Source organism: Kitasatospora sp. NBC_01302, from assembly GCF_035976515.1.
In the GTDB taxonomy this organism is placed as follows: domain Bacteria; phylum Actinomycetota; class Actinomycetes; order Streptomycetales; family Streptomycetaceae; genus Kitasatospora.
Genome location: NZ_CP108404.1, coordinates 4,642,596 through 4,657,988 on the forward strand (window position 1 = coordinate 4,642,596; position 15,393 = coordinate 4,657,988).

Genomic DNA, 15,393 nt, shown 5'->3' on the forward strand with positions numbered 1-15,393 from the left:
GGCTGACCGGCCGGCCGCTGTCCGTGCCGCAGTCCGTGTCACTGTCCGTGCCGCCGGCCGCCGTCAGTACCGCCAGAGCTCCACGCGGGTCCGGGCGGCGCCGGCGCTGCCGGCCGCGCCCAGCGTCGTGGCCAGCAGCTCCCACAGCCCCGCCACCCTCGTGCGCAGCCCCGCCCGCTCCAGCGCCGCCCCGGTCCCGTAGGCCCCGAACAGCACCGCCACGACCAGGTCCGCCGGCACCGCCGGGTCCACCGCCGCCCCGCACCCCCGCCCCTGCTGCGCCCGCGCCACCAACTGCCGTACCGCGCAGCCGATCCGGACCGGCAGCGCCGGCGGTACGCCCGTCGCGCACGCCTCCTCCACGGCCAGCCGGAACGCCGCGTGCGCCCAGTCGTCCTGCTGGAGCAGCGAGGCCGCGCCCAGCATCAGCGCCCGCAGCCCCTCCAGCGGCTCCCCGGAGCCGATCTGCCGGTCGGCCAGCAACTCCTCGCCCGCCTGCGCGAGATGGCCGGCGAAGACCTCCGCCAGCTCCTCCTTGGTGGCGAAGTGGGCGTAGAGCGCGCCCTTGGTCATGCCGATCCGGTCCGCGATCCGCTGCAGGTTCGCCTCGGCGTACCCGTACTGCGCGAACTCCCGTGCGGCGGCGTCGAGCACCAGGCCGCGCGTCTTCAGGCCCCGAGCCTGCTTGGGCAAAGCGTCCACACCTCCTGGATCACAGCCGGACCGGCCCTGGGCGCTCAGCTGCCCGGGTGCGTGGCGGGGACCAGTGTGGTGCGCGGCGCTGACACGCCTCTGACGCGGCCGGCGGACGGGTTCTCCCCGTCCGCCGGCCGCGTCCAACGGGCCCTTGGGCGCGCTCAGTCCGGCCGGCGCACCTGTACCGCCTGGGTCTGCGTGGTGCGGCCCACCAGTCGCCCCTGCTCGCCGTACAACTCGGTCTGCACCGTGACGAACGAGCGCCCGGTGTGCAGCGGCGTGGCGAGCGCGGCGACCGTCCCGCCGCGGACCGCCCGGAAGAAGTGGGTCGAGGACTCCACCGTGCTGGTCGAGGCCCCCTCGGGCAGGTTGAGGAAGGCGCACACCGCGCCAACCGCGTCCGCCAGCGACATCAGCGCGCCGCCGTGCAGGACCCCGCCCGCGGTGCACAGCCGCGGCGCCCAGTCCAGTTCGCCGCGCACCTCACCGGCCGAGGCGGCGGACAGCCGCACCCCGAGCCCGACGGCGTACGGCATCAGTTCGAGCAGGGCCTCGGGCGGCACGGCTTCGGACGACGACACGGGTCACTCCCTACCAGGTGACGGGCAGTTGGTTCAGACCGTAGACGATGGTGTTCTCCCGGAAGTCCACCTTCGCCTCGTCCACCGCGAGGCGCAGCGTGGGGAACCGGGTGAACAGCGCGCGCAGGCAGACCTCCAGCTCCATCCTGGCCAGCGGTGCGCCCGGGCACAGGTGCGGGCCGTGGCCGAAGGCGATGTGCGCCCGCGCGTCCCGCCGCACGTCCAGCCGGTGCGCGTCGGGGAAGACCGACTCGTCGTGGTTGGCGCTGGGGATCGCCACGATCACGCCCTCGCCCTTGGCGATCCGGGCGCCACCGAGCTCGACGTCCTCGATCGCCGCCCGCACCTGGTTGTCCTGCGAGATCGACCAGTAGCGCAGCAGCTCGTCGACGGCCGGCCTGAACAGCTCGGGGTCCTCGCGCAGGTGGGCCAGCTGCTCGGGGTCGCGCAGCAGGCTCAGCACGCTCAGGCTGATCTGGTGCGCGGTGGTCTCGTGGCCGGCCACCAGGAAGAACCGCCCCATGGCGACCAGTTCCTGATGGGTCAGCTCGCCGGTCGCCACGTACCGCTGCGCCAGCCGGCTGAGCATGTCGTCCTGCGGGTCGCGCTCCTTCTGCGTGGTCAGGCGGTCCAGGTACTGGGACATCTCCACGAAGGCCGCGAGGATCTCCTCGCCGCTGGCCTCCTGGGACAGGATGGTGCGGCTCTGCTCGGTGAAAGCGTGCTCGTCCTCCTCCGGGACGCCGAGCATCCGGGCGATCACCAGCGAGGGCAGCCGGACGGCGAAGTTGTCGACCAGGTCGACCGGGCGCGGGCCCGCCGCCAGCTCGTCGAGCAGCCGGTCCACCAGCAGCTCGACCTCCGGGCGCATGGCGCGGGTGCGGCGGGCGGTGAACTCGGTCATCGCCATCCGGCGCAGCCGTCCGTGCTCCGGGTCGTCCATCCGGTTGAAGGACATGACGCCGGGCTCGGGCGGCAGTTGGATGCGGATCGGGAAGCCGGGCTGCTGGTCGTCCGCGCTGAAGCGCGGGTCGGTCAGCACCTGGCGCACCTGGTCGTGCCGCGTCACCAGCCAGGCCTCACCGTCCCGTATCCGCACCTTCAGCGGCGGCTGGTCGCGCAGCGCGCGGTAGGCGTCGGGCGGCGAGTAGGGGCAGGAACGCGGCATGGGCCAGGCGGAGAACGCCTCGATGGTGTCAGACACGGCTGGTACCTCTGGCTGCGGTGGGGTGGCATCAGTGGACAACCACCATGCTGCGCCGATGCTCTGACCTCGAACTGATCTCCGACTGACTCGCTCCCGCTCCCCCGGCCCCCGGCACGTGGCCCCTGGCCCCTGGCACGTGGCCCCTGGCCCTGGCCCTGGCCCCTGCATCACGCTCCCCGCAGCACGCGCGAAGGCCGGCGGGCGCTCCGGAGTCTGCTCCGAAGCCCCCGCCGGCCAGGCGGTCCTGCGCCGTTCTGCTCAGCTCACCCCTGCGGGGCGGACGGCCGGGGCAGCAACTGCACCAGGGCGGCGACCAGCACGCAGATCCCCGCCTGCACGAACAGGGCGGTACCGAACGCGCCGGGGTAGCCGTTGGTGCCGCTGTGGTGGCCGGCCACGGTGAAGAAGACCACGCCGATGATCGCGATGCCCACGGCGTTGCCCATCTCCTGCGCGGTGGAGAACACCCCGGAGGCGGCGGCCGCGTACTGCGGCCGGACACCCGCCAGCACCAGCGAGGTGAGCGGCGCGACGACCAGGCCCATGCCGGCGCCGCAGATCACCATCGCCGGGATGCACCAGACCACCGAACCGCTGTGGTGCAGCTCCGAGGCGGTCTCGGCGAGCGCCACGTAGCCCAGCGCCTGCACCAGCACGCCCAGCGCCAGCACCTGCCGCCCCAGCTTCGCCGCGACCCGGGGAGCCTGGGTGGAGGCGAGGAAGAAGCCCAGGCCCAGCGGCATGAAGAGCAGCCCCGAGGTGAGCGCCCCGGTGCCGCGGCCCTCCTGCAGGTAGAGCGCGAGCACCAGGAAGAAGGAGGCCATCACCGAGAAGACGCCGAAGATGGCCGCCACCCCGACACTGAACGAGCGGTCACCGAACATCGCGGGGTTGACCAGCGGCGACTTGTCACGCGCCACCAGCCGGCGCTGCAGCAGCCAGAAGGCGGCCAGCAGCGGGACCGCGGCGATCAGGCACTCCCAGGTCCAGGTGGGCCAGCCCTGCTGGCGGCCGAGCACCAGCGGCAGCACGATCGCGGTCAGGCCCGCCGTGACCAGGACGGAACCGACCAGGTCCAGCCCGGTGCGGCCGTCGGACTTCGACTCGGGCACCTTCTTCGGCGCCAGCAGCAGGACCACCACGCCGATCGGCACGTTGATCAGGAAGATGGTCCGCCAGTCCAGGCCGAAGATGTTCGCCTTGATCAGCAGACCGCCGACCAGCTGCCCGAACACCGCCGAGGCACCGAGCGCCAGCCCGTAGGCGTTGAACGCGGTGACCCGGTTCTTGCCCTCGTAGGCCGTGGTCAGGATGCCCAGCACCTGCGGGATCACCAGCGCGGCAGCCGCACCCTGGACCCCGCGGGCGATGATCAGCTCGATCATGTTCGGCGCGATGCCGCACACCAGCGAGGAGAGGGCGAACAGCGCCAGGCCGACCGAGAAGATCCGCCGCCGTCCGTAGAGGTCGCCCAGCCGGCCACCGGTGATCAGCATGGCCGACAGGCCGATGTTGAAGGTGGCGGCGACGAGCTGGATCTGCGCCGGGCTCGCGTGCATCCCCTTCTGCAGCGACGGGATGGCCACATTGACGATGAAGAAATCAAGATTGGTGATGAACAGACCGGCCAGCACCACCAGGAGCGCCCCCCAGGCCGGCTTGCCCGCCGAACCCTCCGGGGGCGCCGCAGCCTCGGCCGCGCCGCTTTTCACTTCTGCTTCGGTGGTCATGTCGAGCCCTCCCTGAGTCATGACTTGGGGCAATCACTGTGAAGAAACAGCGCTGACTCCGTCCGACCCGTTTCCGCTCTCGCCCCCAGCGAGGTCACACGGCGCCCACACCCGTCCATGCAACCAAAGCCCGCTGACGCGGCGCTGACATCCGATGACGCAGCGCACACACCCCCGGCCGCAGCCGGTCCGCCCCTCTCCTCATCAGGCGGTGAAGGCGGCGAGCAGCTTGTCGGCGAGCCGGTCGAGGTAGTCGGGCCCGGTCGGGGTGTGGACCACCGCGAGGCGCCAGTAGAGGGGGCCGGCGAGGAAGTCGAGCGCGAGTTCGCGGTCGACGTCCTCGGGGAGTTCGCCGCGTGCGACCGCCCGCTCCAGCATGCTCGTGGCCTTGGCGCGGCGGGTGTCGCGGACGGCGCCGAAGAGCGCCTGGGCCAGCTCGGGGTTGCGGGTGGCCTCGGCGAGCAGGTCGGGGATGATCTTCGACGGCAGCCGGTGGCGCAGCGCGGCGGCGGACTCCGTGAGGAGGGCGAGCACGTCGCCGCGCAGGCTCCCGCTGTCGGCGAGTTCGGGTCCGTCGACCGCGACCGCGCAGACCAGGGCGACGGTCATCTCCAGTTTGGACGGCCAGCGGCGGTAGATCGCGGCCTTGCCCGCCCCGGCCCGCCTGGCGACGGCCTCCAGGGAGAGCCGCGCGTAGCCGACCGAGGCCAGCTCCTCGAAGAAGGCGGCCGAGATCGCCGCCGTCACCGAGTCCTGGAGCACGGGCCCGCCGGGGAGCCGGCGTTCGGGGGCGGGCGTCTGGGGCGTGAGTGAGCTGGACATGCCTCGAACCTACACCAGGCGGAACGCTTGCGTCTCGACCAGGCGGGGGCTACTGTCGTTCCCGTAGCCGAGACGAACCCGTTCCGTCTCGATCAAGCACCCCATCGGCCAGCCCGACCACTCAGGAGCACCCCATGCGATTCCTGTTCGAGGACGAGTCCTTCTCCTTCGAGGCCCTGCGCGCCGCCGGCTTCGCCAACGACGGCGGCGCCGATCTGGGCGAGGTCGTCACCACCGCCCGGAACATCCCCGAGGGCGACGAGGAGGCCTGGCTGCGCGAGTGGCGCAGCACCGCCGAGCGCGTCCACGCCATCGGCAACCGCGCCCTGGCGACCGGCCACCGGGTCAGCGCCCGCGAGGCCCTGCTGCGCGCGTCGAGCTACTACCGCACCGCCGAGTTCTACCGCCGCGACGACCCCGCCGACGACCCCGAGGTCAAGCTCCTCTCCGGCCTCTCCCGCGAGACCTTCGCGACCGCCGCCTCCCTGATGGACACCCCCGTCGAGGCCGTGCGCATCCCCTACGAGGACACCAGCCTGCCCGGCTACCTCTTCCTCGTCGACGACTCCGGCACCCCCCGCCCCACCGTCGTCTTCACCAGCGGCTTCGACTCGACCCTGGAGGAGGCCTACTTCGTCATCGGCTCCGCCGCGCTGCGCCGCGGCTACAACGTGCTGGCCTACGACGGCCCGGGCCAGGGGGCGGCGCTGCGCGAGCAGGGCATGGTCTTCCGCCCGGACTGGGAGGCCGTGGTCACCCCGGTGGTCGACTACGCGCTGACCCGCCCCGAGATCGCCCCCGACCGCCTGGTCCTGCTGGGCTACAGCCTCGGCGGCTACCTGGTCGCCCGCGCCGCCGCCCACGACCACCGCCTGGCCGCCCTGGTCCTGGACGACGGCCTCTACAGCTTCGGCCAGGCCCACACCCGCTTCATGCCGCCGTTCCTGTGGGACTGGGTCCAGAGCGGCCGCGACGACCTCGCCAACCCCGTCCTGAACCTGCTCATGCGGACCAGCACCCAGCTCCGCTGGGCCCTGCGCAACGGCGTCTGGACCTTCGGCGCCACCTCCCCCGCCGACTACGTCCGCCGCACCACCGACTACACCCTCGACGGCGTCGCCCACCTCATCGACTGCCCCACCCTCGTCCTCGACGCCGAGAACGACCAGTTCTTCCACGGCCAGCCGCAGGAGGTCCAGGCCGCCCTCACCTGCCCGCACACCCTCATCACCCTCCCCGAAGCCGAAGGCGCCGGCGAGCACTGCCACATGGGAGCCATGGCCCGCTTCCAGCAACTCACCTTCGACTGGCTCGACACCACCCTGACCACCACCCACCCCACCAGCTGACAGAGGCCCGGCCCAGGGATCACCCTCCCGAGGACCACCCTCCCGAGCCGGGCCGCGCACGGCGACGGAAACCGTCGCCCGTGCTCACCCCATCGGCGGCCAGGGCCCGGCAAGGAGAGCCCTGGCCTCGTCGGCGATCCGTTGCCCGAAGACGCCCCGGGGCGTGCCCCAGCCGTCCTTCCAGTCGTCGTATTCGCTGGTCCAGACACGGAACGGCACCAGGGCCTCCGGACACCCGAGCGGCTGCCAGCCCTCGTACGTGATCAGCCTGCCGCCCTCGATCGCGTTCATGCTGCCGTTGTCGATGAGCTGCAACCACCAGCGCACCAACTGTCCAGAAGCCACGCCCCGGCAGCATAACGACACCCCTCACCACCCGAACCCCTCCGGAACACCCCCACCGCAGGGATGCCACGAAGGCGTCCGAATCGATCCGGACAACAAGAAAGCCCCAGGCCACTGACCTGGGGCTTTACTACTGGAGCGGGCGACGAGAATCGAACTCGCGCTACACACTTGGGAATCAGTGCTCCTGCGCCGCAGATCTGGGCCCTGAACTGCGAAAACGTTCCCGTCGCGTCGCTCTGGCTCGGCTTCATCTGCCTGCAGATTACCGATGTTGTCCGCCCGAGCGACCGGCCGGAAGACTGCTCTACAAGGCTTGGCGTGCGCCACCCGCTCTGACCTTCACCCCGCCCCACCTGCGTCGGCGCCAGCCAGTGAGCTCCAAGCACCCATGACTGACCGCCACGTACCGTCCGATCCGGCATGGCTGCGGGACGGCCGCCGCACCCTCTCACCAGTCGACGATCTGGCGCAGGATGCCCGGCGCCCCCCACGCCATGGCAAACCAAAGCACCGCGACCGCCGCGCTCACCCCCGCGAACTGCAACACCACTGACCAACGGCCACTGGACCGCATCCGTCACCCCCTATGCGTCGCATCCTAGCTCCGCGCTTCACCCGCGGACCCCGACCAACAGAGGACGGAGCCCAGCAACCGGTGGAGAGCCCACGCGCTTGGGAATCTCGCCTACTGATCTGCAGTGAAAAGCTCCTGACGTGCAGTCATACGATCGGGACCGCCGCTGGCTGCGTGAACGCAAGTACTGTCATTCACCGTGACTTACCGCCGATGGCCGCCCTTTGGGCACGGATGGGGCACGTATGTCACGTACGCGGCTGCTGACAACCGGCCGTTGTCAGCTTCGACTACCGACTATTGGAGAGCGGCTCCCTCCAGCCAGGCCGACTCAATCTGAGTGTCCATCACGAACGCATCCGACGGCGGTGGAAGGGGCTCGCCCCGAGGACGTCGCCGCCGCGGTCACGTTCCTCGCCAGCCCCAGCGCGTCCTTCGTCACCGGCCAGTCGTTGCACGTCGACGGGGGATGGATCCTCCACTGACCAGCACCGCCACACCACGCAGGAAGCAGGCCACCATGCTCAGGCGAGTCCGAGCCGTCCTCGTCACCCCGAACAACACCACACTGCTGATCAAGCGCATCCGTCCTGGCATCGCCCCGTACTGGGTCATCGTCGGCGGCAAGGTCGACCCGACCGACGCCAGCCCCGAGGACGCCCTGCTCCGCGAAGTCCGAGAGGAGATCGCCGGAGACGCCCGGATCGTCAGCCTGCTCCACACCATCGAAACCGACGACGAGCGCCAGGACTTCTACCTGGCCACCATCGAGAGCTGGAACTTCGAGGACCGCACCGGCCCCGAGTTCAGCCAGGAAGGCCGCGGTGAGTACCTCCTGGAGGAGATTCCGCTCACCACCACAGCGCTCGACGCCGTCAACCTCCTGCCCGGGGAGTTCGCCACGATGCTGCGCGAGGCCATCGAGCGTGGCGAACTGCTCGCCGTGCAATAGAAGCGGAGGCCTCTTCCAAGGTCGAGGGCCTGCCACAGCATGTCCATTTCTACGACCTGCGGCACACCGACAACACTGCTCGCTGAATAAGGTGCCAGCCGCAAGGGCCTCATGGTTCGTACCAGCACCGCGGGCATCTGCTCGTGCGCGAGTGGTGCGGCCACCCCGAATTGGTCCAGACAACAAGAAAGCCCCAGGTTGTTGACCTGGGGCTTTACCTCTGAGCGGGCGACGAGAATCGAACTCGCGCTATAAGCTTGGGAAGCTCGGGAGCATGGATCGTCAACTCCCAAGCCAGTCAAGTGAATTGACGTTTTTGCAGGTGACCCACGGTCACGAATTCTTTGCCCCGGCTGACCATTGTTTACCGGCCTTACTGGTGCGCTAGTGGTGCGGAGGCTCTGCTTCGGCAGACCGGTGGCTGGCATAATTCCTGACCGCTGTTGACCGCTGCATACCGGCCCGTACCGGCGCGTTAGTGGTGCAGGGCTTCTGGCGTGACTGGCTCTCAGGATGGCTTCCAGCACTCTCGTCTCTTGGGAAGCACCCGCCCGAGTCACCTCCCCGTTATGAGACACGACGCTCCGAGGACAACCCCTCCGGATACCCGTTGCCCGGGGCGGCCGACCGCGCAGCGGTCGGCCGCCATCGTGTTCGGGTGGTTCAGCTGTAGAGGCCAGCTCCAAGTGCGACCAGTTGCTGACCTGCACTGCTCGCGATAGCCGTGGTGAGTGCTGGGCCAGCCAGTCGCAGGATCCGGCGCCAGATCCGGCTGCCCTGCGCCGGGTCGTGACCGTCCCGTTCGAGGGTCTCGACCTCGGCTGCGTAGTCCTCTGCGTCGACATCGTCCAGACCGAGCTGCGGGGCGACCTCGCGCAGGCCGTGAACCAGGTTGGCCAACGCTTGGGCATCGATCCCGTTGCCGCTGTTAATCGTGTTGTAGTCACCGGTGGAGACGACCCCACCAGTCATGCCACCGTTGATCACGTTGCCGTAGTTATTCGTCGTGGTCCCAGCGGTGTTCCGGCTATCCATATAGCTCCTGACGGGGTGGCCACTGCGGACGCAAGCGGTTCCAACAGCGGTGATACGCAACCGGAGCGGTTCGTTGTCGTCCTGGGCGCCCTCGGATTCCGCAAGGCCGTATTCGATGAGTTCCGCGCCAGCACCCGCGATCTCGTCGGCTGCCAGGGCGCTGCCAGCGAAGAAGGCAGTGCGGGCGTGGGCGAACTCGCCAGGCTCGATCGGGGCGTCCTGGTCGAAGAGCCAGCGCAGGAAGGCATTACACGAGTAGTTGGCGCGGCGCACACGGTCACCAGCAAGCTTCTTCAGTCGCCGCACCTCTATCCGACCGTCATCCGTGAGGAAGACCTCGGCACTGGGCACCAGACCTTGCGCACTGCGGACGAGGCCGTGCTGCTCCAGTTGAAGCGCGAGGCTCTCGGCCTCCTCCTGCGGGAGCTGCTCCCGCCCGGCAAAGTCAATAAGGTCCTGGACATAACCAGGCTCCTGTATGGATCGCTCGTCCAGCCACAGCAGTGCCTTCGACAGGTACGGATCGTCCTCGATCCCGCTGTGCGTGCCGAAGCCGTCGGACAGGCTCGCACCTATGGGCACGTTTACCTGGTGGCGCTGAGCTGCCTGCTCGATGCTCTTCTTGATCTCGCGGACGAACTTGTCGATCTCGTGGTGGTTGATGCTGAATCCGGCCAACTACGGCTCCTTCCAACCGGCCCCCGTAGCTAGGCTATCGGCCTCAGCTGACATCAACATCGATGCTACGGCGGAGGGTCATCTGGTCGACGCAGTCGATCACTACGGTATCGGCGTTAGTACTTGCTGGAACACCCAGCCATCCCGCACCCTCGATGTCGACAGTGGACCACCCGTCGCCGAGGCCGATTTTGGCAGGCCCAACAGCGATGCAGCTGTACACGGCAAAGCTATGGCCGATCCCGCTCGCCGCTCCCAACAGCCCGTGCTTGCAGCTGGATCTCCAACACGCACCGTCAAGGCGCTATGCTTCGGCCAGGCGACCACGCTCGCTGTTACGTCGGACCTGGGTTCCTCTCGCAGCCACCCGGGGTTGAGGGCGCAAAGTGCCGTCGGGCACGCGTGATCCAGAACTGTCGTTCCTCCTATGGGGCGCAGTGAGCGGGAGCACTGAGTCGCGCCCACCGGGAGCCGAACATGACGCTCAACAGGGATATCGCTGCGCTCACACGCCGCATCCAGGACGAGTCCGGGAACACGATCCCTTTCCAACAGGCACGGTTGACCGCCGAGCGCGAGTTGGGCGGGCTACCCATCCACACCATGGCGCCGGAAGAGCGAATCCCACTCCGCGTCGAGTACACCGGGGAGAGCGAGGACGCCGCCCGATCCGCGATCGGCGGCGCCACCCGCGGGCTGGGCCTGGATCACTGCTCGGACGACCAGCGCGCCTTCCGGGCCCTGCTGGCACTGGCGTTGTTCAACGGCAACGTGTACACCGGTCCGACGGCGAGGTGGGGCTACGCGATCGTCGCCTCGTACGACCCGGTGATGTCGCCCCGCTGGGACCAGTTGGTGATGGTGGCGGAGCGCGCCCCGGAGAACGTGGCCAGCCGGCTACTGGCCACCGACTACGAGCGCACCTGCGGACTAGCCGGCCTTCGCTATCAGAGCCACTACTGGCGGGGCGGAGATCTAACACTGCGTCTGCGCCACCTGCCCACCGGAGCGATGCTGACTGTCACCAGCGACCCGGCCTGCCGCGAACGCGGCCGCACCCGCGAGCAGACCAAGTGGCGCAAACTCCCCACCGTGCGCGATGCGCTCACTGGGCACGAACGCGAGATGCTGGCAAGCGTTCCCCCGATGACTGCCGACGCTGCCACTCTGCTGGCCGGTCTCGTCTCCCGCTACAACCTGGTGGACCGGCGCGGCCACTGGGCGACCAGTCTGTCCTGGGACCCCCTGGGGCGCCCTGAAGTGGAGTGCAGGAAAGACCCGGAGCTGATGGAGCAAGGTGCCGTGCGCCGACTCTGGGGCACTGGGGCCTCGTGGATGTTCCGCTGGACGGGCTATCCCGAATCCCGCGACCTGGCACTGGCCCTGACGCACCGCGAGGCCGGGATCAAGGGCGCGGGGTTCACCCGCCGCGGCGACTCCTACCAGGTGTCGCTGGGCGTCGCCACACTTGAACTGTGTGACGGGAAGGGTTGATCGGTGCAGTTCCTCACCGACCACCCAGTGTCCGCACCCATGCTGGTGGCCACCTTCGTACTCGGAGTCCTTCGATTCACGTTCCCGAAGGACTCCCGCCACCGCCTGGAGCTGTGGAAGGCCCTCCTCGAACACCGTCGTCGACGCTGGCAGGTGACGGAACTCCGCCGTACGACCCGAAGGTCCGGCAAGCCTGGCCGACCGTATCGATCTGCCGGAGCGGTACGGCACGACGGTCACCGAGCAACCCGCCCTTCCTCCCACCGGGAAGCACCATCACCTGGGGCAGACAACTGCGCACCGTCCCTCGGCACTGAAAGGTAGTCACCCCCTTTCGCAGGTTCACGAAGTCCACGCCGAAGCAACCACCATGCGATCACAGGAGCTGATCTCATGGCTTCGATGCTCCTGGCGACGCTCAAGGCGGCAGCAAACCTGTCACGGGTGGTCATCTGGAAGCTCGAGCCTGATCGAGGCGATGGCAGCGGATTCTTGGTTGGCCTGTGCCACAGGGGCGTAGACGGTGACGGGCGAGTGGTCTCCGGCATCGATCGTGATGATCTGCTGGACGGCCTGTCGCACCTGCCCAGGCGTGGGTTCCGGCGCGCCCATGGGCATGGTCGCGCGAAGCTCCGCGACGAACTGGGCCAGGCGATTGCGGACCTGGTCTATGACGTCCTGCAGCGACGACGGATGGACCGACCAGTACACGACGTCGACGAAGACGCCCATGTGGCGGCGCTCGTATGACATCATCCTGGCGAGTTCCGCTGCACCAGGCAGGGAGAACTTGACCGGCTTGGTGGGGTCGGCGGAGGCGATCAGGGCCTCAATCTTGCCGACGCCGTACGTCATCGGGAGCTGCTCCTTCACCACGTCCTGGGCGAAGTCGAGCAGGTCCAGGACGCTGATTGTCTGCGCCTTTATCTCCCAGGCGACGGACCGGGCGTCGGTCTGAATGAGGGCGTGGAGCAGCCGGTAGTCTGGCAGCTCCGTATCCGGTTCGGTGTAGCCACGCAGCTCGTGTTGGGCCCATGTTCGCAGTGGCTGGGACGCAGCACGTCCGCCCAGGACGATGACCTGGCGCAGCAGCGTCGTGAGCGGTACCGCCTCGTCCAGGACGCCCTCTTCGAGCCGGTCCAGGACTGACTTCTGTGCGAACGTCCGCTTGAACCAGTTCATGCATTCCCTTGTTCAAGGGGCACGGTGGACCTCACTTTGGTCATCATCGGTGTCTCTTCAGCAGCCCCGGGCGGCTCTCGGTCTGGGCGGCCGGCCTTGCGGGAGCCGGCGCGGGAGCCGGAGTCATGTTCGCCTCGGCGCGCGCTTCCGCGCCCACCGCCTGGGCGAGCGGTGCGGCGATATTCACCGGCGAATCATTGCCGGTGGCCACGAAGAAGTACTGGAAGACCTGACTGACCTGCTCAGCGGTCGGCTCATCCTCACCTTCAGGCATTGCTGCGCGCAGCTCCGCGACGAACTCGGTCAGGCGGGTACGGATGCGATCGAGAACGCCCTGCAGCGATGCTGGCGCTACCGCCCAGTACACCGAGTGCACCTCCGCGAAGAGGTTGCCTCGCTCCTGTTGCTGGCTCGTCATGATCCGGGCAGCCCCGACCATGCCCGTGTAAGTCAGCTTCACGGGCCGACCGGGCTCGCGGTTGTCGACCGTCGCTTGGATCTCCGCCACGGAGAACGGTAGCGGCACCTCCTCGGTAATCCTGCCGCGTAGTTGCTCGGGCAGTTCCACGGTGCTGATCGGGACGCCGGTCCATCTGCGCGGGCCTGACGACCAGTCCATCTGGATGGTTGCTGGGAGCCGGCGATACGACGGGATCGCCACGTCGGTGTCGGCGTAGCCCTCCAACTCCTGCTTGGCCCAGTGGCGCAGTTCCGCAGAGGAGGCGCGACCGCCGATGACCATGACCTGGCGCAGGAGCGACGCCAGGGAGACCGAGTCGTCTACGACGTCCCGCTCCAGGCGAGTCAAGGGAGAGATGTCGTTCATGGTTCGGCCTCCGGCGTCAGTGGTTGGGGAAGACCGTGTAGTACAGGGTCGCCGCACCGATCAGCACCAGGAGCACCGTCCCGATCCCGAGGATCTTCGGATCCCGCCACCGAGACTTGGGCCGGACGTCGCCGGACAGCTCGGCAGGCGGGTTCACACTCACGTTCGCGTTCGCGGTCCCCCCTTGGGGCGCATGGGACTGAGGTGCATACACGTTGACTGGCGAGCTGTTGCCCGAGCGGATCTGAAATGACTGGGGGGTGCCGTTCTGCGGCGTCTCGGGAGGGAGCTTGCCCTTGCCGTTCATGGTGTTGATCTGCTCCTTATAGCTGATTATGACGCTCTGTCGGGCGGTGGAGAGATGAGGCCATCTAACGTCTTGTAGAACCGGTCGCGCTGGGTTTGCTTCCACCCCTCCCGCTTGACCAGGCCAACAGGGCCGCAACCGTTACCACGAGCTCGGCCCAGTCCGAGTCGGCCGTGCGCTGGCGCACCCACAAGAGCCAGCACCTGCCAAGATGGGGAGACGCAGAACCAGTGAATCGCTGCGGGTTCTTCAGAGGCTCTAGATTGTGGCTGTGACCTGCAGGTTTGGCTGTTGGCTGTAGTACTTGGCTTCGTATTCGGCGGGTGGGGTGTGGCCGAGTTCACTATGGAGCCGGGTGGAGTTGAACCAGTCGACATACTCTGCGGTGGCGATCTCAACGTCGGCAAGGGTGCGCCAGGGGCCCTGACGCTTGATGAGCTCGGTTTTGTACAGCCCGATGGTCGATTCCATCAGGGCGTTGTCCAGGGCGTCTCCGACCGATCCGATGGACGCGGCGATCTTCTCCTTGGCCAGGTGGGTTGCCAGGCGGAACGACGTGTACTGCGAGCCGGCATCGGAGTGGTGTATCAACTCCCTTGGCATTAGCGGGAATCCGGAGCGGTCCCGCTGCCACAGGCCCATCTCGAGGGCTGAGAGGATCAGTGGGGTCTGCTTGTTGGTGGCCGCCGACCAGCCGACGATCCGCCGTGAGAAGGTGTCGACGACGAAGGCGACGTAGACGGTGCCGGCCCACGCCGCCACGTGCGTGAAGTCCGCCACCCAGACGCGGTTCGGTGCGCTCGCGACGAAGTTGCGCTGGAGCAGGTCGGGCGCCCGGTCGACGCTCTTGTCCGAGACGGTGGTGACGATCTTCTTGCCGCGCACCGCTCCTGACAGTCCTTCTGCCTTCATCAGGCGGGAGACCGTGCACTGGGCGACCGTGTGGCCGCGCCGGTTGAGTTCGGCCCAGACCTTGCGGTAGCCGTAGACGCCGTAGTTGCTCTCGTGGATCTCCTTGATGATCGGGACGATTTCGGCGTCGCGGCGGGCGCGGGCGGAGGTGGTGCCGCTCTTGTGGGCGTAGTAGGTGCTGGGGTGGATGCCGCAGTCGTTCGCGGTGAGCGTCCTGCAGATCGGCTCGACTCCGCCGAAGCGGTCCCGGTGCTCGTCGATGAACGCTACGAGCGTGTGTGTGGCCGGTCGAGCTCGGCCGCGAAGAAAGACGCCGCGGCCTTGAGGATCTCGTTGGCGCGCTTCAGCTCGGCGTTCTCCCGCTTGAGCGCCTTCATCGCCGCGGATTCCTCCGTCGTCGTGCCCGGCCGGGCGCCGGCGTCGGTCTGGGCCTGGCGGACCCACTTGCGCAGGCTTTCCGGGCCCACGTCGAGCTTGGCGCCGATCGACCGGATGCACTGGTACTCGGTCTCGTACTGATCGCGGGTCTCCAGCACCAGGCGTACCGCCCGCTCCCGGACCTCACTGGGGTATGGCTTCCTCATAACGGAATCGATCCTTCCAAGAGAAGGAGTCTCGGTCAAACCCGCAGCGATTCACCAGCCTGCCTCTACCAGCTCATCCGCCGAGCCTCCGATCCATCGCCAACGGAGAACATGTT

Annotated in this window: 14 protein-coding genes and 1 pseudogene; 4 read left to right on the forward strand and 11 right to left on the reverse strand. The window is 68.3% G+C overall.

The genetic code is table 11. The annotated features are described in order from the left end of the window. Positions 1 to 63: 63 nt before the first annotated feature. The 5 genes from OG294_RS20010 to OG294_RS20030 all read right to left on the reverse strand — a co-directional run bounded on the left by OG294_RS20010 (position 64) and on the right by OG294_RS20030 (position 5,036). Positions 64 to 693 carry a TetR family transcriptional regulator gene (locus OG294_RS20010; RefSeq protein ID WP_327067881.1) on the reverse strand — a complete coding sequence of 210 codons (630 nt, stop codon included), beginning with the start codon at positions 691 to 693 and terminating at the stop codon, positions 64 to 66. A 164-nt stretch (positions 694 to 857) separates the two neighbouring features. Continuing rightward, complete coding sequence (locus OG294_RS20015) at positions 858 to 1,232, reverse strand: PaaI family thioesterase (RefSeq protein WP_327071600.1); 375 nt, start codon at positions 1,230 to 1,232, stop codon at positions 858 to 860. Between the two features lie 55 nt (positions 1,233 to 1,287). Further along, a complete protein-coding gene (locus OG294_RS20020) occupies positions 1,288 to 2,481 on the reverse strand; it encodes a cytochrome P450 (protein WP_327067882.1) in 1,194 nt (397 codons plus the stop codon). Positions 2,482 to 2,747: 266 nt separating this feature from the next. Continuing rightward, positions 2,748 to 4,214 carry an MFS transporter gene (locus tag OG294_RS20025; RefSeq protein WP_327067883.1) on the reverse strand — a complete coding sequence of 489 codons (1,467 nt, stop codon included), beginning with the start codon at positions 4,212 to 4,214 and terminating at the stop codon, positions 2,748 to 2,750. 204 nt (positions 4,215 to 4,418) lie between these two features. Continuing rightward, entirely contained in the window at positions 4,419 to 5,036 is a 618-nt protein-coding gene (locus OG294_RS20030) for a TetR-like C-terminal domain-containing protein (RefSeq protein WP_327067884.1), read from the reverse strand. 134 nt (positions 5,037 to 5,170) lie between these two features. On the opposite strand from OG294_RS20030, the gene OG294_RS20035 reads away from it, so the two are divergent. Continuing rightward, positions 5,171 to 6,385: an alpha/beta hydrolase family protein gene (locus OG294_RS20035; RefSeq protein WP_327067885.1), complete on the forward strand. Its 1,215-nt coding sequence runs from the start codon at positions 5,171 to 5,173 to the stop codon at positions 6,383 to 6,385. A gap of 84 nt (positions 6,386 to 6,469) precedes the next feature. On the opposite strand, the gene OG294_RS20040 is transcribed toward OG294_RS20035, so the two are convergent. Next, complete coding sequence (locus tag OG294_RS20040) at positions 6,470 to 6,730, reverse strand: hypothetical protein (protein WP_327067886.1); 261 nt, start codon at positions 6,728 to 6,730, stop codon at positions 6,470 to 6,472. Positions 6,731 to 7,687: 957 nt separating this feature from the next. On the opposite strand from OG294_RS20040, the pseudogene OG294_RS20045 reads away from it, so the two are divergent. Next, positions 7,688 to 7,792: pseudogene (locus OG294_RS20045) on the forward strand (SDR family oxidoreductase); the annotation flags it as partial. A gap of 35 nt (positions 7,793 to 7,827) precedes the next feature. Beyond that, positions 7,828 to 8,259, forward strand: a complete 432-nt coding sequence (locus tag OG294_RS20050; protein WP_327067887.1) for an NUDIX hydrolase — start codon at positions 7,828 to 7,830, stop codon at positions 8,257 to 8,259. Between the two features lie 663 nt (positions 8,260 to 8,922). On the opposite strand, the gene OG294_RS20055 is transcribed toward OG294_RS20050, so the two are convergent. Next, positions 8,923 to 9,972 carry a hypothetical protein gene (locus tag OG294_RS20055; protein ID WP_327067888.1) on the reverse strand — a complete coding sequence of 350 codons (1,050 nt, stop codon included), beginning with the start codon at positions 9,970 to 9,972 and terminating at the stop codon, positions 8,923 to 8,925. Positions 9,973 to 10,449: 477 nt separating this feature from the next. On the opposite strand from OG294_RS20055, the gene OG294_RS20060 reads away from it, so the two are divergent. Then, positions 10,450 to 11,466 carry a hypothetical protein gene (locus OG294_RS20060; RefSeq protein ID WP_327067889.1) on the forward strand — a complete coding sequence of 339 codons (1,017 nt, stop codon included), beginning with the start codon at positions 10,450 to 10,452 and terminating at the stop codon, positions 11,464 to 11,466. A gap of 438 nt (positions 11,467 to 11,904) precedes the next feature. Here the strand turns inward: OG294_RS20060 and OG294_RS20065 are convergent, their stop codons facing one another. The 4 genes from OG294_RS20065 to OG294_RS20080 all read right to left on the reverse strand — a co-directional run bounded on the left by OG294_RS20065 (position 11,905) and on the right by OG294_RS20080 (position 15,277). Beyond that, the gene (locus tag OG294_RS20065; RefSeq protein WP_327067890.1) at positions 11,905 to 12,648 is read right to left on the reverse strand and encodes an AbiTii domain-containing protein; all 744 of its coding nucleotides are present in this window, start codon (positions 12,646 to 12,648) and stop codon (positions 11,905 to 11,907) included. A gap of 43 nt (positions 12,649 to 12,691) precedes the next feature. Beyond that, on the reverse strand, positions 12,692 to 13,474 hold the full coding sequence (locus OG294_RS20070; protein ID WP_327067891.1) for an AbiTii domain-containing protein: 783 nt from the start codon (positions 13,472 to 13,474) through the stop codon (positions 12,692 to 12,694). Positions 13,475 to 13,490: 16 nt separating this feature from the next. Next, positions 13,491 to 13,781: a hypothetical protein gene (locus OG294_RS20075; RefSeq protein ID WP_327067892.1), complete on the reverse strand. Its 291-nt coding sequence runs from the start codon at positions 13,779 to 13,781 to the stop codon at positions 13,491 to 13,493. Between the two features lie 258 nt (positions 13,782 to 14,039). Beyond that, a protein-coding gene (locus OG294_RS20080) for an IS3 family transposase (RefSeq protein ID WP_327067893.1) occupies positions 14,040 to 15,277 on the reverse strand; the annotation gives its coding sequence in 2 pieces (ribosomal slippage) (positions 14,040 to 15,004 and positions 15,004 to 15,277; 1,239 coding nt in all). Positions 15,278 to 15,393 lie beyond the last annotated feature (116 nt).

What these genes read in the sequence shown, in the direction of transcription:
- OG294_RS20030 (WP_327067884.1), bottom strand. Translation starts at nt 5,036, where the DNA reads ATGTCCAGCTCACTCACGCCCCAGACGCCCGCCCCCGAACGCCGGCTC.
- OG294_RS20060 (WP_327067889.1), top strand. Translation starts at nt 10,450, where the DNA reads ATGACGCTCAACAGGGATATCGCTGCGCTCACACGCCGCATCCAGGAC.
- OG294_RS20050 (WP_327067887.1), top strand. Translation starts at nt 7,828, where the DNA reads ATGCTCAGGCGAGTCCGAGCCGTCCTCGTCACCCCGAACAACACCACA.
- OG294_RS20070 (WP_327067891.1), bottom strand. Translation starts at nt 13,474, where the DNA reads ATGAACGACATCTCTCCCTTGACTCGCCTGGAGCGGGACGTCGTAGAC.
- OG294_RS20015 (WP_327071600.1), bottom strand. Translation starts at nt 1,232, where the DNA reads ATGCCGTACGCCGTCGGGCTCGGGGTGCGGCTGTCCGCCGCCTCGGCC.
- OG294_RS20065 (WP_327067890.1), bottom strand. Translation starts at nt 12,648, where the DNA reads ATGAACTGGTTCAAGCGGACGTTCGCACAGAAGTCAGTCCTGGACCGG.
- OG294_RS20075 (WP_327067892.1), bottom strand. Translation starts at nt 13,781, where the DNA reads ATGAACGGCAAGGGCAAGCTCCCTCCCGAGACGCCGCAGAACGGCACC.
- OG294_RS20035 (WP_327067885.1), top strand. Translation starts at nt 5,171, where the DNA reads ATGCGATTCCTGTTCGAGGACGAGTCCTTCTCCTTCGAGGCCCTGCGC.
- OG294_RS20025 (WP_327067883.1), bottom strand. Translation starts at nt 4,214, where the DNA reads ATGACCACCGAAGCAGAAGTGAAAAGCGGCGCGGCCGAGGCTGCGGCG.